Below are 17,753 nucleotides of genomic sequence, written 5' to 3' on the forward strand. Positions count from 1 at the left end.
AACACCCCGTTCCACGTCGCCCATCGTTAGTCAACCTATCATGGTGTTATAAACCTACGGCCACCTCGCAGGCCTCATCAGCGCACCTCGTCAGCGGCGTCAGCTGTGTATAAGAGGCTGGGGCAGGGCGGACCGGCGGCCTCCAGGGGCCTCCCGGCGGAATGCACAGTAGCGCCGTGGGCTCCCGGTTCGGGGGTATAATGACGCGCTTCCCCACATCCGGGTAATGCCGATGCTGCGCATCCAGGCCGAAGCACTCACGTACGACGACGTCTCGCTCGTCCCCGCCCATTCCACCGTGCTGCCGAAGGACGTCTCGCTCGAGACGCGCCTGACCCGCGACCTGCGGGTGAAGCTGCCCATCGTCTCGGCGGCGATGGACACGGTGACCGAAGCGCGCCTGGCGATCGCCATGGCCCAGCTCGGGGGCATCGGCATCATCCACAAGAACCTGACCGTCGAGCAGCAGGCCAACGAGGTCGCCAAGGTCAAGAAGTTCGAGGCCGGCGTGATCAAGGACCCGTTCACCGTCGGTCCCGACGCGACCATCGGCGAAGTCCTGCAGCTGACCCGCGCGCGCAACATCTCGGGCGTGCCGGTGGTCGACGACAACGGCCAGCTGGTCGGCATCGTCACCAGCCGCGACATGCGCTTCGAGAAGAAGCTGGACGATCCGGTGCGCCACATCATGACCAAGAAGGACCGCCTGGTCACGGTGAAGGAAGGCGCCAGCGACGAGGAGATCTTCCAGCTCCTGCACAAGAACCGCATCGAGAAGGTGCTGGTGGTCAACGATGATTTCGCCCTGCGCGGCCTGATCACCGTCAAGGACATCCAGAAGAAGACCGACAACCCCAACGCCGCCAAGGATTCGCATGCGCGCCTGATGGTCGGCGCCGCGGTCGGCGTCGGCGGCGACACCGAGCAGCGCGTAGAGGCGCTGGTGGCCGCGGGCGTGGACGTGCTGATCGTCGACACCGCGCACGGCCACTCGCAGGGCGTGCTGGACCGCGTGGCCTGGGTCAAGAAGAATTTCCCGCAGGTGCAGGTGGTCGGCGGCAACATCGTCACCGGCGAGGCCGCGCTGGCCCTTTACGACGCCGGCGCCGACGCGGTGAAGGTCGGCGTGGGGCCGGGCTCGATCTGCACCACGCGCGTGGTCGCGGGCGTGGGCGTGCCGCAGATCACCGCCATCGACCTGGTGGCCGAGGCGCTGCAGGACCGCATCCCGCTGATCGCCGACGGCGGCATCCGCTACTCCGGCGACATCGGCAAGGCGATCGCCGCCGGTGCGTCCACGGTGATGATCGGCGGCCTGTTCGCCGGCACCGAGGAGTCCCCGGGCGAGGTCGAGCTGTTCCAGGGCCGCAGCTACAAGAGCTACCGCGGCATGGGCTCGCTGGGCGCGATGGAGAAGGGTTCCAAGGACCGCTACTTCCAGGACGCCTCCGACGCCGACAAGCTGGTGCCGGAAGGCATCGAGGGCCGCGTCCCGTACCGCGGCCCGGTCGGCAGCATCATCCACCAGCTCGCCGGCGGCCTGCGCGCCACCATGGGCTACGTGGGTTGCGCCACCATCGAGGAGATGCGCAGCAAGCCGAAGTTCGTGGTGATCACCGGCGCCGGCCAGCGCGAGAGCCACGTGCACGACGTCACCATCACCAAGCAGCCGCCGAACTACCAGATCGGTTGAGGCGGGGGCAGGCCGTTCGGCCACCCCGCGCACCCTCCACTGCCCCCTGAACCTCCATGACCGACATCCATAGCGACAAGATCCTCATCTTCGACTTCGGCGCGCAGTACACCCAGCTGATCGCCCGTCGCATCCGCGAGATCGGCGTCTACTGCGAGATCTGGGCCTGGGACCACGATCCGGCCGAGATCGCGGCGTTCGCGCCCAAGGGCATCATCCTGTCCGGTGGCCCGGAGTCGACCACGGTCGAGGGTTCGCCGCGCGCGCCGCAGGAAGTGTTCGATTCCGGCCTGCCGGTGCTTGGCATCTGCTACGGCATGCAGACCATGGCGGTGCAGCTGGGCGGCGCCACCGAGGCCGCGGACCAGCGCGAGTTCGGCCATGCCGAGGTCTCGCTGGTGGCGGCCGACCGCCTGTTCGAGGGACTGAAGGACCATCCGGGTTCGCCGCCGCGGCTGGACGTGTGGATGAGCCATGGCGACCACGTGTCGGTGGCGCCGCCGGGCTTCACCGTCACCGCGAAGACCGACCGCATCCCGGTCGCCGCCTTCGCCGACGACCGCCGCGGCTGGTACGGCGTGCAGTTCCACCCCGAAGTGACCCACACCAAGCAGGGCACCGCGCTGCTGCGCCGCTTCGTGGTCGACATCTGCGGCTGCCAGACCCTGTGGACCGCCGAGCACATCATCGAGGACCAGATCCGCCGCGTGCGCGAGCAGGTCGGTTCGGACGAGGTGATCCTGGGCCTGTCCGGCGGCGTGGATTCGTCGGTGGTCGCGGCCCTGCTGCACAAGGCCATCGGCGACCAGCTGACCTGCGTGTTCGTCGACACCGGCCTGCTGCGCTGGCAGGAGGGCGACCAGGTGATGGCGACCTTTGCCGAGCACCTGGGCGTCAAGGTGATCCGCGTCGACGCCGCCGATCGCTACTTCAAGGCGCTGGAAGGCGTGTCCGAGCCGGAAGCCAAGCGCAAGATCATCGGCAACCTGTTCGTCGACATCTTCGAGGAGGAGTCGGCCAGGCTGAAGAACGCGCGCTGGCTGGCCCAGGGCACGATCTACCCGGACGTGATCGAGTCGGCCGGCAGCAAGACCGGCAAGGCCCACGTCATCAAGAGCCACCACAACGTCGGCGGCCTGCCCGAGCACATGAAGCTCGGCCTGGTCGAGCCGCTGCGCGAGCTGTTCAAGGACGAGGTCCGCCGCCTTGGCGTCGAGCTGGGCCTGCCGCGCGAGATGGTCTACCGCCATCCGTTCCCGGGTCCGGGCCTGGGCGTGCGCATCCTCGGCGAGGTCAAGCGCGAGTACGCCGAGCTGCTGGCACGTGCGGACGCGATCTTCATCGACGAGCTGCGCAAGGCCGGCCTGTACGACAAGACCTCGCAGGCCTTCGCCGTGTTCCTGCCGGTCAAGTCGGTGGGCGTGGTCGGCGACGCCCGCGCCTACGAATGGGTGATCGCACTGCGTGCGGTGGAGACCATCGACTTCATGACCGCGCACTGGGCGCACCTGCCGTACGAGTTCCTCGGCAAGGTGTCCAACCGCATCATCAACGAACTGCGCGGCGTCTCCCGCGTGGTCTACGACATCTCCGGCAAGCCGCCGGCGACGATCGAGTGGGAGTGATTCCGCGCAGGTCCTGATACACCCGGTCGTCCTGTCCCGGGGCGACCGGTCCGATGCCCCTCCGTGCGCGGGGCAGGCCGCCGGCACCGCCGGCGCTTGCGGGGAACCGTTCCCCGCGTTCGATCAGCAGGTAGTAGCAGTGGACTGGGTCCCGGTGGTGTTCCTGGCGTTCAAGATCTCGGTGTTCGGGATCTGCATGTTCCTTGCCATCAAGTGGCATTACGACCAGGGGAAGAAGGCGCGCGCCGAAAGCGAGAAGCTGCGCGCGAGCTACGCGAAACACGACGTCGCGGAGTCCGCCGGCACGCCCGAGCCGCCGGCCGGCGACAAGCCGCGGTCCTGACGGGACTCCACCGTGCCAGCCGGCACGGTGCATTGTCCGCCGTTCCGGTGCGCAGCCGGCGGGCCTTCTCCCGTTCCGGGACGCATGGGTCCACTGGTAGACTTCCGCGCTGCCACGGCAAGGACGCCGCGCATCATCCGGACCGGCCCTCCGTGTGCCAAGGGAACCGCGCAGGCCCGCGAGCCCGCGCGCCATGGATGCTCCAGGGAAGAGGGGACGGACGATGGGGAGACTGGTTGTACTGATCGCGCTGGCGGCGGTGGCATGGTTCACCTGGGACCGGGGATGGCGGATCGAGGAGGAACACGTCCACCAGTACTACGACCGGCACGCGGAGCTGTTCGGCGCCTTCGACCACGAGGCGCTGTGCGAGCTCATGGCCGATGACTTCAGCATGGACGCCACCGTCTATGCGAACGGCCAGCTGGTGGACGACGACGTCTACGATCGCGACGAGACCTGTGCCATGACCCGCAAGATGGTCAACGGCATGCGCATCCTCAACTCGCGCAGCCGGGGGCTGCTGGAATTCGACATGGAAGTGGACATCCACTCCATCGATATCGCCCCGGGAGGTCGCAGCGCCACGGTGGAGGCCACCACCACGGTGCGGATGGGCGACATCCTGGTCAGCCGCAGCCGGGGCACCGAGCGCCTGTCGCGCGCGCGCTGGCGCGTACGCAGCCACGGCGGCGAAGGCAGGAGTTGGACCTACTGAAACCAGTTCCGGCTGTCGCGCCCCGGATTCACGGGGGCGCGACGGCAGGAGTCGCAGCGTAGGGGCTCCGAATCCCGGGAATCCCGCGCCATGTCCGACGACACCAAGCAGGTCGGCTCGCCCGACCGCGACCGCATCAACCTCTCCGAGGACTACGAGGTCCGTTACTGGACCGGTGCCCTCGGCGTGAGCGAGGAGCAGCTGCGCGAGGCCGTGGCCGCGGTGGGTCCCACCGCCGAGGCCGTGCGCCGCCACCTGGGCAAGTGATGGGCGTGGCATGAGCCTGCTCGATTACCGGCGCAAGCGCAGCTTCGACCGTACCCGTGAACCGGAACCGGGCAAGCCAGCGCCGCGCGGGCAGCGCCCGATCTTCGTGGTCCAGCTGCACCACGCCAGCCGCCGCCACTACGACTTCCGCCTGCAGGTCGGCGATGCGCTCAAGAGCTGGGCGGTGCCCAAGGGGCCCAGCTATGACCCTTCGGTCAAGCGCATGGCGGTGGAAGTCGAGGACCATCCGCTGGACTACGCCGGCTTCGAGGGCGAAATCCCGAAGGGCGAGTACGGCGGCGGCCACGTGGCGCGCTTCGACCATGGCGTCTGGTCCACCACCGGCGATCCGGAGGAGCAGCTGGCCAAGGGCCACCTGCGTTTCGAGCTGTTCGGCGACCGCCTCAAGGGCGGCTGGCACCTGGTGCGCTCGGGCAAGCCGGCGCGGCAGCCGCAGTGGCTGCTGTTCAAGGACAAGGATGCGTGGGCCGGCACGCTCGAGGCCGACGACCTGCTGGCCGAGGTCACGCCGCCACCCGCGGAGGACCGCAAGCGCGCCGGCAGTGGCAAGGCCACGCGCAAGCGCCTGGCCACCGTGCCGGTGCCACGCACGCGCCGCAAGGACTGGAAGAAGCGCGCACTGGCACTGGACGGTTCGCGCGCCGCCGATGCGCCCGACGGTCCATTCCAGCCGCAGCTGGCACGCCTGGGCCAGGCCGCGCCGGAGGGCGAGCAGTGGCTGCACGAGATCAAGGGGATGGCTACCGCATCCTCGCCACCGTCGAGGAGGGCGAGGTGCGGCTGTGGTCGCGAAACGCGCTGGAGTGGACCGACCGCGTTCCCGAGATCCGCGACGCGGTGAAGGCGCTGGGCCTGCGCAGCGCGGCGCTGGATGGCGAGCTGATCGCCGGCAGCGGCACTCGCGAGGACTTCAACCTGCTGCAGGCCACGCTGTCCGGCGAGCGCCCCGGCACGCTGGCCTACGTGCTGTTCGACCTGCTGCATGTCGACGGCGTGGACATTAGCGAAACGCCGCTGCTGGCCCGCAAGGAACTGCTGCAGGAAATGCTGGCGAAGGGCCCGGCGCACCTGGCCTACAGTTCGCATATCCCGGGTGATGGCAGCCAGGCGGTCGCGCTGGCGGCCGAGCGCCACTTCGAGGGTGTCATCTCCAAGCGTGCCGACCGCCCGTACCGCCCGGGTCGCGGCGACGACTGGCGCAAGACCAAGCAGCTGGCCAGCGACGAGTTCGCCATCGTCGGCTACACCGCACCGCAGGGCAGCCGTACCGGCTTCGGTTCGCTCCTGCTGGCGCGACCGGACGCAAAGCATGGATGGCTTTACGTCGGTCGCGTCGGCACCGGATTCAGCGACGAGCTGCTGCGCGAACTGGCGCCGCGCCTGGCCAGGGACACCGGCAGCAAGCCCACCGCGCATGTGGCCACCATGGATACGGCCCTGCGGCGTGCGACCTGGGTGCCGCCGCGCCTGGTGGTCGAGGTGTTCTATCGCGGCATTGGCGGCCAGCAGTTGCTGCGCCAGGCCTCGCTGAAGGCACTGCGACCGGACAAGAGCATCGATGACCTGTATGACAGCGACCGCGGCGCGGATGTCGCGGAGGAGGCGGCCATGGCGGCGAAAGGGAAGGGTGGAGGCAAGGCCATGAAGAAGCCCGCCGCGAAGAAGGCTCCGGCCAGGAAGGCAGCCACGAAGAAGGCTGCCAGGAAGACCGCCACGACGAAGGCGGGCGCGCGGAAGACGCCGGCCCGCAGGAAGGCGGGGGGCGCCACCACGGAAGCGACGAAGACGGTCGCGGAAACGCCCGCCAGGTCGCCTGCCACGAAGAAGGCGAAGAGTCCGGCGAAGAAGGCGGCGAAGCAGGCCGCAGGTGCGAAAGCAACCGCCGTGACCGCAACGCGGGCCGGCACGTCCCGGGCAAGGCCGGCAGGGGACGCGCCCAGGGCCGGGTCGACGCCCCACGACTGGCCGACCCTTTCCAGTCCCACCAAGATCCTGTTCCCCGACATCCGCGCCACCAAGCAGGACGTGTGGGACTACTACGCCGCGGTGATGGACCATTTGCTGCCGGAAATCGCCGGCCGCCCGCTGTCGGTCATCCGCTGTCCCTCCGGCACCGGCAAGCCGTGCTTCTTCCAGAAGCACCTCACCGCCGGGCTGGAACGGGTGGCCTCGGTGAAGCTCAAGGAGGAGAGCGGCACCAACGCGCATTACCTGGTGGTGGAGGACGCGGCCGGGCTGATGGAGCTGGTGCAGTTCAACGCGCTGGAGTTCCATCCCTGGGGCTCGCACGCCGACAACCCCGATTCCGCCGACCGCGTGGTGTTCGACCTCGATCCCGGGCCGGACGTGCCGTTCTCCGAAGTAAAGAAGGCCGCGGTCGACATCCGCCGCCAGCTGGAGGCGCTGGAACTCGAGTCGTTCCTGCGCGTGACCGGCGGCAAGGGCCTGCACGTGGTGGTGCCGCTGGCGCCTGGCTGCGACTGGGAGCTGACCAAGCGCTTCGCCCACGGCTTCGCCGACGCCCTGGCCAGGTCCGAACCGGATCGTTTCGTCGCCACCGCGACCAAGCGCTTCCGCAACCGCCGCATCTTCGTCGACTACCTGCGCAACGGTCGCGGCGCCACCGCGGTGGCTTCGTACTCGCTGCGTGCCCGTCCCGGAGCGCCGGTGGCCATGCCCATCGGCTGGAACGAACTGGCGCGGCTGCCGCGCGCGGACCTGTACACGATCAAGGACGTGCCGGAGAAGCTGCGTCGGCGGCGCAAGGATCCCTGGGACCGCATGGGCTCGATCCGCCAGAACCTGGCGCGCTGGGCGCGCAGCGAATGACGTATTCAGGACACAGGGAGCAGGCAATGCAACATCCGGCACCATCCATGGATGGCGTCGCGCGTCCGCAGGTGGCATCCTCCCCCAGCCCGTTCGCCCTGCGACGGGAAAGGGGGAAGTCCGATGAGCGGCTCCATGCGATGACAGACGCCGGCGCGCCACCGTTCTCTTTCGGCGGCGACCACCTGCTGTTGCAGGGCGTCACCGACTACGCGATCTACATGCTGGATGCGTCGGGGAACATCCTCAGCTGGAACACCGGCGGCCAGCGGATCAAGGGCTACACCGGCGACGAGGTGATCGGCCGGCATTTCTCCACGTTCTATCCGCAGGAGGATGTCGAACGCGGCGAACCGGAGCGGGCGCTCGACACCGCCGCGCGCGAGGGGCGCTACGAGACCGAGGGCTGGCGGGTGCGGAAGGACGGCAGCCGCTTCCGCGCCCACATTGTGGTCGATGCGATTTACCAGGGAGGCGAACTCGTCGGCTTCGCCAAGATCACCCGCGACATCACCGAGCGCTACCAGGCGGCCGAGCATCGCCGGCAGGCCGAGCAGGCGCTGGCCCAGGCGCAGAAGGTGGCGGCGATCGGCCAGCTGACCCTTGGCGTCGCCCACGACTTCAACAACCTGCTTGCGGTGATCGCCACCAGCCTCGACCAGCTTTCGCGCGCCGAGGGACGACGCAAAGAAGTCCTGATCGACGCCGCGCGCCAGGCCGCCGACCGCGGCGTACGCCTGACCCGGCAGATGCTCGCCTTCGCCCGCGGCCAGAGGCTGGAACCGAAACTGCATGACGCCAACGCGCTGATCGACGGCTCCATCGAGATCTACCGCAGGGCCGCGGGTCCCATCACCCAATGCACGGTGGAGCTGGTCCAGGCCGATACCCGCATCATGGTCGATGCCGAGCAGCTTGAAGCCGCGCTGGTGAACCTGGTGGCCAACGCGCGCGATGCGATGGAGCGGCCCGGCAACATCCACATCGCAACCCGCGTCGCGCGCGCCGATCCGGACCTGCATCCGGGCGCGGCCGCCGATCGCGACTACCTGTACGTATCCGTGGCCGACGATGGCCCGGGAATGGAGGAACACGTGCGCCTGCGTGCCATGGAACCCTTTTTCACCACCAAGGACGTCGGCCGCGGAAGCGGACTCGGCCTCAGCCAGGTGTTCGGCTTCGCCAGCCAGTCCGGCGGCTTCGCCTTCATCGACAGCACGCCCGGGGAGGGCACCCGCGTGACCATGGCGATCCCGCTGGCGGAGGTGGCCGATGCCTAGGGTGCTGTATGTCGAGGACGACGCCCTGTTGCGCGCGGTCACGTCCATGGCGCTGGAAGACGCGGGCTATGCGGTGGTGGAAGCCCACGACGGCCACCAGGCACGGCGACTGCTGGAGGAGGAGGGCGGGTTCGACTTCGTCATCAGCGACGTCAGCATGCCCGGTGGCATGAGCGGGCTGGAAGTCGCGCAGGCCGCACAGGCGGCCCGTCCCGGATGCCGCACGATCCTGGTGTCCGGCTACGCCACCGCGCAGCTGCCGGAGCTGCCCGCGGCGGTGGTCTATCTGGGCAAGCCTTTCCGGGTGCAGGAACTGATCGACACCCTCGGCGGTGCAAACCCGCCCGTGGCCAACAGCTGAGGCAGCCATACCGGAACGGATGGTTGCCATGCGCGGCACGGGGGCAAGTCGCAGCTTTTTCTCGGAAAAACCTTACGGGGTCCCGAGGGAACTCCGATGGTTTCGGGGCAGTCCACGGGGCAGGCTATGCACTCCCCTGGGCGGATTCCCCCGATCCGCCATTCCTGCACCGGATGCCCCCAATCCGGTGCGCCACGGCCGCCTTCGGGCGGCCGTTCTTTTTGGTCTCCCATGCATGGGCCCATGGGGCGCAGGAACCGGCCTCGCGGCGGGCGATGTGGTGATGCCGGCGGCGCCTGCCGGGGCGGATTTGCTACCCTGCGCCGCCATTCATCACATGCCGCCCCAGGTATCGCCCCATGCCGCTGCGCGTCCTGTCCATCCTGCTGCTGATCGTGCTCAACACCCTGGCCCATGCCGTGCCGCTGCTGCTGGTCGGCCTGGTCAAGGCGGTGCTGCCGCTGCGGCCGGTCTGGCGCGCCTGCAACCCCATCCTGACCGGCCTGGCCGAGAGCTGGATCGCGGTGAACACCTGGATGATGGACCACCTGACCCGCACCCGCTTCGAGATCGAGGGCATGGCGGACCTGCGCCGCGACGGGCACTACCTGGTACTGGCCAACCACCAGAGCTGGGTGGACATCCTGGTGCTGCAGAAGGTGTTCAACCGGCGCGTGCCGCTGCTGCGCTTCTTCCTCAAGCGCTCGCTGTTCTGGGTGCCGGTCCTGGGCCTGGCCTGGTGGGCGCTGGATTTCCCGTTCATGGGCCGCTACAACCGCCGCCAGATCGCGAAGAACCCGGAGCTGGGACGGCGCGACATCGAGACCACGCGCAAGGCCTGCGAGAAGTTCCGCGACATCCCGGTGTCGATCATGAACTTCGTCGAGGGCACCCGCTTCACCGAGGCCAAGCACGCGCAGCAGGCCTCGCCGTTCCGGCACCTGCTCAAGCCCAAATCCGGCGGCGTGGCCTTCGTGATCGACGCGATGCGGCAGGGCCTGCATTCGATCCTGGACGTCACCATCGCCTACCCGGACGGGCGTCCGTCGATGGTCGACCTGATGGCCAACCGCGTGGGCATGGTCCGGGTCAAGGTGCGGCAGTTGCCCATCCCGCCCGAGCTGGTCGCCGGCAACTACCAGGAAGACCGCGCGTTCCGTGCCCGTTTCCAGCAATGGATGAACGGGCTGTGGCGGGAGAAGGACGAAGACATGGAGCGCATGCTCGGGCAGTAACGCCGCGTGGGCGGAAAGGGAAGGTCGCGCGGCCTGAACAGGGCGCCCCGCTTGGTTTGCACGGGCCGGCAGCAGCCGCTAAGGTGGGCGCCAACCGAGGCACCGTGAGTCCACCGGTCCTTGCGGCCATCCACTTCACCCCCCTTTCCTTTCACTACCAGGGAGCACTCCATGGAGATCGCCGCCGCCCGCGTGGCCACGTTCCACTACATCCTGACCGACGACGAAGGCCAGGTCCTCGACCGTTCGCCGGACAACCATCCGCTGAGCTATTTCCACGGCGGCGGGAACATCATCCCGGGCCTGGAGAAGGCGCTGGAAGGCCGTCGCGCCGGTGATGCGCTGACTGTCGATGTCGAGCCTTCCGAGGCCTATGGCGAACGCATCGAAGCGCTGGTCCAGGACGTGCCGCGCGAAGCCTTCCAGGGCATCGACACGATCGAGCCGGGCATGCAGTTCCAGGCCAACGGCGGCCAGGGCCCGGTGCTGGTTACCGTGGTCGCGGTGGGCGACGCCCAGGTCCGCATCGATGGCAACCATCCGCTGGCCGGCAAGACCCTGCACTTCGACGTCCGCATCGCCGACGTGCGCGAGGCCACCGAGGAAGAAAAGCAGAGCGGCCGCGTCGCGGCCTGACGCGGCAACAGGGCGCCGGCTGCATGCCGGCGCCTTTTTTCAGGTGCAGTACCCCATCCACAGGCAGTCGAGCGCATCCAGCGCGATGTGGATGAGCAGCCCGGCGCCGGGCAGGCGCGTGCGGCGAGGGACCAGCATCGCGGCGTAGACCGCGATGGCGGGCCAGGTATGCAGCGGATGGAAGCCGATGCTGCAGCGGTCCGGCGCATACACCGGATCGGCCAGGACGTGGTCGATGTCGATCAGCCAGCCGGCAAGCAGCCAGCCGGCAGCCGCACGCCAGTGCCGCGGCCACGCGAGGCGTGCCACGGTCAGGGGCACGATCACGTGCAGCGCAAGGTGCAGGAGCGAGCGCAGGTCGGGTTCGGGCAAGGCGTGGCTCCGTCCGGCGCGCGGTCATCGCCCGCGCCGCCCATCCGTCGGGGGAGGGCGTCAATGCCGATCGTGGGGTGCTTCTGCGCGCCATTGCCCGCGTGCACGGGCCTGGGTGCCCGGGCTGGGCGGAGCGCGCCGCAAGGATGGCGGCCAGCCCCGGTGCCGGAGTGGCCGCCGTGCGGTCAGGCCGCCTTCTTCTTCTTGGCCGCGGCCGGCGCGGCCTCGGGCGCGTCGACCTTGGTCAGCATCGGCGTATTGCCCAGCACTTCGATGCGGCCACCGGCCTTGCGGAAGGCCTCCAGGTCGCTGGCGATGCGCTCGCGGGTGAGGGTGCCGCCGGACTTGCCGGTGTCGGCGAGCTTGCGGCCCTTGGTGGACGTGGGAGCAGTCTTGCGGACGGCCATGTGCGTCTCCTTGGTCAGTCGAGGGTGAGCGGTATGCCGCGCTGCCGCTGGTCGCGGTAGCGGGCACGAACATCGATGCAGGCCCCGCCACCCATCGCGAACTGGCGGCAGATGGCGGGCCGGTCCTGGTAGATCGAGCAACGCAGGTGCAGCGGATCGATCGCCGCGCACCAGCCGTCCTCGTCCTTGGCCATGGTTTCCAGGCCGTGTTCGTCGATCGCGATGTACCGGGAGGGCACCCGGTCGCCCGGCAGCAGCAGGACCGGCAGGCGGCAGCACACTGCGTCGCAGCGCCTGCAGTCCACGCCGGCCTCCCGCGCGCTCAGGACTTCGTCCCCGGCGGAAAGGGCAGGGTGCGTGGCTGCGCGATGTCCGCACCGGCGGACCGGTGGGTGGGGAAGAGCGGAAGGAGGATGGCGACGCCCTGGAAGCGGCTTCGGACCGGCGCGGGTGCAGCCTGGGTCCGGAAGCTGTGGAGCGCGCGGCAGGCGCGCGGATGGGTGGACTGCCGGATTTGCGGGCGATTATAGCGCAAACCGGGGATCCGTGCCGAACTTGCGGCGGATCTGCCACCAAGTGCACGCAAAACGCTGCGTTCCGCTCGCTTTTCCCGGTAGCGCCGACGGGGGGCACTGGTAGCATCCGCCCCTGATTCTTCAAGGGGACACCCGATGAGCCAGCAGAACTTCCATCCGGTGGGAATTCCCGGCCAGCCGTGGGGAGAGGTCGAGAAAGCCCGGTGGCTGGCGATGCAGCGGCGTCGCCGCAGCCATGCCGACGACGTCGTGGCGCCGGTCCGGGCCCTGGCGGGCGCCTGGGACGTGGTCGAGTACGGTGCGCTGGATTACGCGGGCGAGCATTTCCCGCTGCTGGCGCTGCGCAGCCGCGGATGGGACGAGGAACTGCCGGTGGCGCTGGTCACCGGCGGGGTGCATGGCTACGAGACCAGCGGCGTGCTGGGCGCCCTGCTGTTCGCCCGCGACCACGCGCCGGACTACGCCGGGCGCGTCAACCTGCTGGTCGTGCCGTGCGTCAGCCCCTGGGGCTATGAGCGCATCCATCGCTGGAACCTGGAGGCGGTCGACCCGAACCGTTCCTTCCGCCAGCCGAGCCCGGCGCGGGAGTCGGCCGCGCTGATGGAGCTGGTGGCACCGCTGCGCGGCCGCTTCCTGCTGCACGTGGACCTGCACGAGACCACCGACAGCGACGAGACCGAGTTCCGCCCCGCGCTTGCCGCCCGCGATGGCAAGCCGTTCGAGCCGGGACACATCCCGGACGGCTTCTACCTGGTGGACGACAGCGCCAGCCCCCAGCCGGAGTTCCAGCAGGCGGTGATCGAGGCGGTGGCCAGGGTCACCCATATCGCGCCTGCCGACGCGGAGGGCAGGATCATCGGCTCGCCGGTGCTGGCGCCGGGGGTGATCGCATACCCGCTGCGCGAGCTGGGACTGTGCGCCGGCATCACCGGCGCCCCTTACGTCACCACCACCGAGGTCTATCCGGACAGCCCCCGGGCCACGCCGGAGCAGTGCAACGCCGCCCAGGTGGCGGCGATCCGCGGCGCGCTGGACTACGCCTTGGCCCATCGCTGACCCGTAAGGTTTTCGCCCCGGCTGCCGAAACCATGTGCGCCGTTCCGCACAGCGCGGGCGGCGCGGCGGCGGCCGAGGGCGCCCGGTTGCCGGCATTCGGTAAGATCGCGCGCTTGCGGATGCCCCCGGGGCATCCGGACAGGGGGCAGGATGGTGGAAGGACCCATGCGGTGGATCGGAAAGCTGTTCGGACGCGGGCGCGTGGCCGACGCTCCCGGTTCCGTGCGCGCTCAGCCGTACGGCAGCGAGGCCACCTCAGGCGAGGATGCCGGCGACGCGGGTGCGCGCCAGCAGGACGGGCCCGCCCTGCACTGGACCGTGCGCCTGGCGGCGCTGGCGCTGCCACTGGAGCCCGCGGGAGCGGACGCCGATTCCACCCGGCTGATGTCCGACGTCGAGGCGGCGCTGCTGCAGCTGGTGCATGAGCGGGTCCGCCTGCCGCGCCGGCCCCAGCTGCTGCCGCAGCTGCTGGGGATGCTCAACGACGAGCGAGCCTCCGGCCGCCAGATCGCCGAGGTGATCGGACGTGATCCGGCCCTGGCCGCCAACCTCCTGCGCCTGGCAAACAGTCCGATGTACCGGGTGCAATCGACGATGGTCGAAAGCCTGGACCGTGCGGTCGCCCTGGTGGGGACCGATGGCCTGCGCCAGCTCGTGGCCGTGGCGCTGATGCAGCCGGTGATGCGCCTGGAGGGCGGCGCGACCGGCGTGCTGCCGGAACGGGTATGGGAGCACACCGAGCTGGCCGCGGGCATCGCCGCGCGCAACGCTTCGGGGCGCGGACGCGATGCCGTGTTCGCCGCGCAGATGCTGGGACTCATGCAGGGACTGGGCGCGATCATGGTGGTGCAGGCCTTGCGTGATGCCTGCGCGCGCCTGCAATGCCAGGCGCCGGATGCGATGGTCACCGGCGAGCTGCTGCAACGCTGGGCGCGCCGGATCGGGCGCGGCGTCGCCCAGGCCTGGGAACTGCCGTCGATGACCGGCCTGATGGAAGTCGCCGGCGCGTCCGGACTCGATTCCCTGCTGGAAGCGGCCAGCAGCGCCGCGGTGGACGCGATGCAGGTTCCCGCCCAAGACCCGGCGCAGCCCGCGGACTGACGGCACCCCGCGGACCGGCATCGAGGATGCCGGTCATTCCGCATTCCATTCCACGCGTGGTCCTCCCGGGTGCGTTCAGTGCGGCGCGCCACCCGGTCCTGCCGCGCGCGCGTGAAGGCGGAATGTCCAGCGCTGTCGTTCGCACGCATGCCGCCGGCTTGCGGAAAACCCCTGAAAAAAAGGGCCGCGCGGGCAATGAATACGTATGCACAAGGGCTCCCTGCGAGTGACCGGCCACTACCATTGCCGCACGCACCGGGGCCCCCGCCATGGTGCCGCACCAAGATCCGGGCGATCGCCATGCGACGTACCCGGACACCGAATACCACTTCCTTGGAGAGGGGAAACATGCAACCCAAGCGCAACCTGCTCAGCGCGGCCCTGGCATCCGCCATCGCGCTCAGCGCCACGGGCGTCCACGCCCAGGAAACCGCCACCGACGCGACCAATCTCGACACGGTCACCGTCACCGGCATCCGCCGCGGCATCGAGAGCGCCATCTCGGTCAAGCGCGACTCCACCTCCATCGTCGAAGCCATTTCCGCCGAGGACATCGGCAAGCTGCCCGACGTCAGCATCGCCGAATCGATCGCGCGCCTGCCGGGCCTGGCGGCCCAGCGCGTGGCCGGCCGCGCCCAGGTGATCAGCGTCCGCGGCCTGTCGCCGGACTTCGCCACCACGCTGCTCAACGGCCGCGAGATGGTCAGCACCGGCGACAACCGCAGCGTCGAGTTCGACCAGTACCCGTCCGAGCTGATCAACGGCGTGACCGTGTACAAGACCCCGGACTCGGGCCTGGTCGGCCAGGGCCTGTCGGGCACCATCGACATGCAGACCGTGCGCCCGCTGAGCTTCAGCGAGCGCGTGATCTCGGTCGGCGCCCGCTACCAGAAGAACTCGCTGGGCGAGGCCGCCGGTGAGGATCCGTACGGCAACCGCATCAGCTTCAGCTACGTCGACAAGTTCGCCGACGGCACCCTGGGCGTGGCCATCGGCTACGCCCATTCGGACATGTCCAAGCAGGAGAACCAGGTCGGCCTGTACGAGCCGTGGGAAGCAGTCGGCGAAGACTGGCGCCCGGGCGTGGATGCCGGCACGTACTACTCCGGCGGCATCAAGGCACTGCGCCGTACCGGCAATGCCAAGCGCGACGGCCTGATGGCCACCGTGCAGTACCGCCCGAACAACACCTGGACCAGCACCCTCGACGCGTTCTACACCGACGCCGAGGAGTACGACACCGCCAACCAGCTGGAAATCCACCTGGGCGACTTCAACGGCGGCTACGACCGCCTGCAGGTCGACGGTGCCCGGGTCAATGGCAACGGCACCTTCACCGGTGGCGTGGCGCGCAACGTGTACCCGCTGGTGCGCGGCATGTACAACCACCGCGAGGACAACATCAAGGCACTGGGCTGGAAGAACGAGCTGTCGTTCGAGAGCTGGCGCCTGATGACCGACCTCAGCTGGTCCAAGGCCGAGCGCGACGAGCTCAACCTCGAGAACAATACCCAGCGCGTGCCGGCGCCGGTCCTGGACTCGGTCACCCTGGACTTCGCCCGCAACGGCTTCCCGCAGATGACCCCGGGCCTGGACTACTCCGATCCGGCCTCGCTGTACCTGACCGGTACCATCTATGGCTCCGGCTACGGCAAGGTGCCGCACGTGGACGACGAGCTGCATGGCATCCGCGTGGTGGCCAACTTCAACGGCCCGCAGGCGCTGCCGTGGGTCTCGGACGTCGACGTGGGCGTCAACTACGCCGATCGCAGCAAGAACAAGACCCAGGCCGAAGGCAACATCAACGTCGGTGCACAGGGTGACACCAGCATTGCCGCCGACCTGCAGTACGCCCCGGTCAACCTCGGCTTTGCCGGTGCCGGCGTGATCCCGGCCTGGAACGTGCCGGCCGCGGTCGCCCGTTACATGGTGTTCAACCCGACCACCACCGAAAGCTACCTGATCCCGAAGCAGTGGACCGTGGACGAGGAAATCACCACGACCTTCCTGCGCGCCAACATCAGTACCCAGATCGGTTCGATCCCGGTGCGCGGCAACATCGGCATCCAGGCCCAGCACGTCGACCAGTCCTCGCGCTCCAACTACTGGGATGACTCGCAGCCGGTCGGCAGCCAGGTCATCCCGGTCAACAAGGGCAAAACCTATCTGGACTTCCTGCCCAGCCTGAACCTGGCCTTCGAGCTGCCGGCAGAGAACACTGTGCGCTTCGCCCTGGCGCGCCAGGTTGCACGTCCGCGCGTGGACGAACTGCGTGCGTCGCTCGAGTTCTACGTGGACGAGAGCACTGGCATCCCTGGCGCCAGCGGCGGCAATCCGGAAGTGGATCCGTGGATCGCCAATGCGGTCGACCTGTCCTGGGAGAAGTACTTCGGCAACAAGGCCTACGTGGCTGCTTCGTTCTTCTACAAGGACCTGAAGACCTACATCTACACCGAGAAGCGCGACGGCTACGATTTCACCAACCAGGTAGCCGAATGGCTGAAGGTTGAAGGCAACGCCGAGAAGTTGAGGGCGCCGATCCAGTCCACCGGCTACTACACCGCGCCGTTCAACGGCAAGGGCGGCAGCCTGCGTGGTGCCGAGCTGACCGCGTCGCTGCCGCTGGACCTGTTCACCGACGCCCTGCGCGGCTTCGGCGTCGTGGCCAGCGCCGGCTTCAACGACAGCGACATCACCATCCTGCCGGATCCGGAAACCGTGAACAGCGTGGGCAGCGACCCGATCATGCTGCCGGGCCTGTCCAAGCGCGTGTACAACTTCACCGTGTACTACGAGAACAACGGTTTCGAGGCCCGCGTCAACCAGCGCAAGCGTTCGGACTTCATCGGCGAGATCGGCAACTTCAACGGCGCGCGCACCCTGCGCTACGTCGAGGGCGAAGACACCATCGACGCCCAGGTGGCCTACAGCTTCGCCTATGGCAGCGCGCTGGAGGGGATGAGCCTGTACCTGCAGGGCAGCAACCTCAACAACTCGCGCTACCGCACCTACGCCGGCACAAAGGACCGTCCGCTGGAGACCGTCGAGTGGGGCCGCACCTGGCTGGTGGGACTCAGCTACAAGTTCTGATCCGTCCCGGATACCTCCCTGTCGTACTTGGCCCGCCTTCATGGCGGGCCATTTTTTTGGTTCTTCACCCAACTCCGGGGAAGGCCGCCCGGATCTTGAGGAAGAAGTAGGCGTCATCGCGGAAGCCGTAGGCCATGCGCTTGATGACCTTGATCTTGTTGTTGATGCCCTCGACCAGGTTGG

Annotated in this window: 18 protein-coding genes; 14 read left to right on the top strand and 4 right to left on the bottom strand. The window is 68.8% G+C overall.

The window, feature by feature from the left end; translation table 11 throughout:
* Nucleotides 1–232 precede the first annotated feature (232 nt).
* The 11 genes from guaB to CSC68_RS15100 all read left to right on the top strand — a co-directional run bounded on the left by guaB (nt 233) and on the right by CSC68_RS15100 (nt 11,008).
* Nucleotides 233–1,693, top strand: a complete 1,461-nt coding sequence (gene guaB / locus CSC68_RS15055) for an IMP dehydrogenase (protein ID WP_162204433.1) — start codon at nt 233–235, stop codon at nt 1,691–1,693.
* Nucleotides 1,694–1,749: 56 nt separating this feature from the next.
* Complete coding sequence (gene guaA / locus CSC68_RS15060; protein WP_162204421.1) at nt 1,750–3,318, top strand: glutamine-hydrolyzing GMP synthase; 1,569 nt, start codon at nt 1,750–1,752, stop codon at nt 3,316–3,318.
* Nucleotides 3,319–3,457: 139 nt separating this feature from the next.
* Nucleotides 3,458–3,661 (top strand): hypothetical protein, encoded by a 204-nt coding sequence (locus tag CSC68_RS15065; protein ID WP_162204420.1) that lies wholly within the window; start codon nt 3,458–3,460, stop codon nt 3,659–3,661.
* Nucleotides 3,662–3,884: 223 nt separating this feature from the next.
* The gene (locus CSC68_RS15070) at nt 3,885–4,379 is read left to right on the top strand and encodes a hypothetical protein (RefSeq protein WP_162204422.1); all 495 of its coding nucleotides are present in this window, start codon (nt 3,885–3,887) and stop codon (nt 4,377–4,379) included.
* Nucleotides 4,380–4,469: 90 nt separating this feature from the next.
* Nucleotides 4,470–4,646 (top strand): DUF3606 domain-containing protein, encoded by a 177-nt coding sequence (locus CSC68_RS15075; protein ID WP_013535092.1) that lies wholly within the window; start codon nt 4,470–4,472, stop codon nt 4,644–4,646.
* A 10-nt stretch (nt 4,647–4,656) separates the two neighbouring features.
* A complete protein-coding gene (locus CSC68_RS15990) occupies nt 4,657–5,508 on the top strand; it encodes a DNA polymerase ligase N-terminal domain-containing protein (RefSeq protein WP_246193624.1) in 852 nt (283 codons plus the stop codon).
* Entirely contained in the window at nt 5,442–7,496 is a 2,055-nt protein-coding gene (gene ligD / locus CSC68_RS15080) for a non-homologous end-joining DNA ligase (RefSeq protein WP_246193626.1), read from the top strand. The genes CSC68_RS15990 and ligD overlap by 67 nt, the downstream gene beginning before the upstream one ends.
* Before the next feature lie 140 nt (nt 7,497–7,636).
* On the top strand, nt 7,637–8,776 hold the full coding sequence (locus tag CSC68_RS15085) for a two-component system sensor histidine kinase NtrB (protein WP_162204423.1): 1,140 nt from the start codon (nt 7,637–7,639) through the stop codon (nt 8,774–8,776).
* The gene (locus CSC68_RS15090) at nt 8,769–9,137 is read left to right on the top strand and encodes a response regulator (RefSeq protein WP_162204424.1); all 369 of its coding nucleotides are present in this window, start codon (nt 8,769–8,771) and stop codon (nt 9,135–9,137) included. Before CSC68_RS15085 ends, CSC68_RS15090 begins: the two co-directional genes overlap by 8 nt.
* A gap of 359 nt (nt 9,138–9,496) precedes the next feature.
* Nucleotides 9,497–10,372 (top strand): acyltransferase, encoded by an 876-nt coding sequence (locus tag CSC68_RS15095; RefSeq protein ID WP_162204425.1) that lies wholly within the window; start codon nt 9,497–9,499, stop codon nt 10,370–10,372.
* A gap of 171 nt (nt 10,373–10,543) precedes the next feature.
* Entirely contained in the window at nt 10,544–11,008 is a 465-nt protein-coding gene (locus CSC68_RS15100) for an FKBP-type peptidyl-prolyl cis-trans isomerase (protein WP_162204426.1), read from the top strand.
* Nucleotides 11,009–11,047: 39 nt separating this feature from the next.
* On the opposite strand, the gene CSC68_RS15105 is transcribed toward CSC68_RS15100, so the two are convergent.
* The 3 genes from CSC68_RS15105 to CSC68_RS15115 form a co-directional block, all read right to left on the bottom strand.
* Entirely contained in the window at nt 11,048–11,380 is a 333-nt protein-coding gene (locus tag CSC68_RS15105) for a DUF6122 family protein (RefSeq protein ID WP_162204427.1), read from the bottom strand.
* 185 nt (nt 11,381–11,565) lie between these two features.
* Nucleotides 11,566–11,787 carry a hypothetical protein gene (locus CSC68_RS15110; RefSeq protein WP_162204428.1) on the bottom strand — a complete coding sequence of 74 codons (222 nt, stop codon included), beginning with the start codon at nt 11,785–11,787 and terminating at the stop codon, nt 11,566–11,568.
* Between the two features lie 14 nt (nt 11,788–11,801).
* A complete protein-coding gene (locus CSC68_RS15115) occupies nt 11,802–12,092 on the bottom strand; it encodes a YkgJ family cysteine cluster protein (protein WP_162204429.1) in 291 nt (96 codons plus the stop codon).
* 366 nt (nt 12,093–12,458) lie between these two features.
* On the opposite strand from CSC68_RS15115, the gene CSC68_RS15120 reads away from it, so the two are divergent.
* The 3 genes from CSC68_RS15120 (at nt 12,459) to CSC68_RS15130 (ending at nt 17,570) form a co-directional block, all read left to right on the top strand.
* Complete coding sequence (locus tag CSC68_RS15120) at nt 12,459–13,379, top strand: M14 family metallopeptidase (protein WP_162204430.1); 921 nt, start codon at nt 12,459–12,461, stop codon at nt 13,377–13,379.
* 165 nt (nt 13,380–13,544) lie between these two features.
* A complete protein-coding gene (locus CSC68_RS15125) occupies nt 13,545–14,480 on the top strand; it encodes an HDOD domain-containing protein (protein WP_162204431.1) in 936 nt (311 codons plus the stop codon).
* Between the two features lie 348 nt (nt 14,481–14,828).
* Nucleotides 14,829–17,570: a TonB-dependent receptor gene (locus CSC68_RS15130; RefSeq protein ID WP_162204432.1), complete on the top strand. Its 2,742-nt coding sequence runs from the start codon at nt 14,829–14,831 to the stop codon at nt 17,568–17,570.
* A gap of 64 nt (nt 17,571–17,634) precedes the next feature.
* Here CSC68_RS15130 and CSC68_RS15135 read toward each other — a convergent pair.
* The coding region (locus CSC68_RS15135) for a transposase (RefSeq protein WP_162202733.1) at nt 17,635–17,753 on the bottom strand (119 nt) is incomplete at its 5' end.

The organism is Pseudoxanthomonas suwonensis (genome assembly GCF_010093235.1).
GTDB lineage: Bacteria > Pseudomonadota > Gammaproteobacteria > Xanthomonadales > Xanthomonadaceae > Pseudoxanthomonas > Pseudoxanthomonas suwonensis.

Coding starts and splice junctions, on each gene's coding strand:
- CSC68_RS15130 (WP_162204432.1), top strand. CDS start 14,829: ATGCAACCCAAGCGCAACCTGCTCAGCGCGGCCCTGGCATCCGCCATC.
- CSC68_RS15100 (WP_162204426.1), top strand. CDS start 10,544: ATGGAGATCGCCGCCGCCCGCGTGGCCACGTTCCACTACATCCTGACC.
- guaB (WP_162204433.1), top strand. CDS start 233: ATGCTGCGCATCCAGGCCGAAGCACTCACGTACGACGACGTCTCGCTC.
- CSC68_RS15075 (WP_013535092.1), top strand. CDS start 4,470: ATGTCCGACGACACCAAGCAGGTCGGCTCGCCCGACCGCGACCGCATC.
- CSC68_RS15990 (WP_246193624.1), top strand. CDS start 4,657: ATGAGCCTGCTCGATTACCGGCGCAAGCGCAGCTTCGACCGTACCCGT.
- CSC68_RS15090 (WP_162204424.1), top strand. CDS start 8,769: ATGCCTAGGGTGCTGTATGTCGAGGACGACGCCCTGTTGCGCGCGGTC.
- CSC68_RS15095 (WP_162204425.1), top strand. CDS start 9,497: ATGCCGCTGCGCGTCCTGTCCATCCTGCTGCTGATCGTGCTCAACACC.
- CSC68_RS15070 (WP_162204422.1), top strand. CDS start 3,885: ATGGGGAGACTGGTTGTACTGATCGCGCTGGCGGCGGTGGCATGGTTC.
- CSC68_RS15085 (WP_162204423.1), top strand. CDS start 7,637: ATGACAGACGCCGGCGCGCCACCGTTCTCTTTCGGCGGCGACCACCTG.
- guaA (WP_162204421.1), top strand. CDS start 1,750: ATGACCGACATCCATAGCGACAAGATCCTCATCTTCGACTTCGGCGCG.
- CSC68_RS15110 (WP_162204428.1), bottom strand. CDS start 11,787: ATGGCCGTCCGCAAGACTGCTCCCACGTCCACCAAGGGCCGCAAGCTC.
- CSC68_RS15120 (WP_162204430.1), top strand. CDS start 12,459: ATGAGCCAGCAGAACTTCCATCCGGTGGGAATTCCCGGCCAGCCGTGG.
- CSC68_RS15125 (WP_162204431.1), top strand. CDS start 13,545: ATGCGGTGGATCGGAAAGCTGTTCGGACGCGGGCGCGTGGCCGACGCT.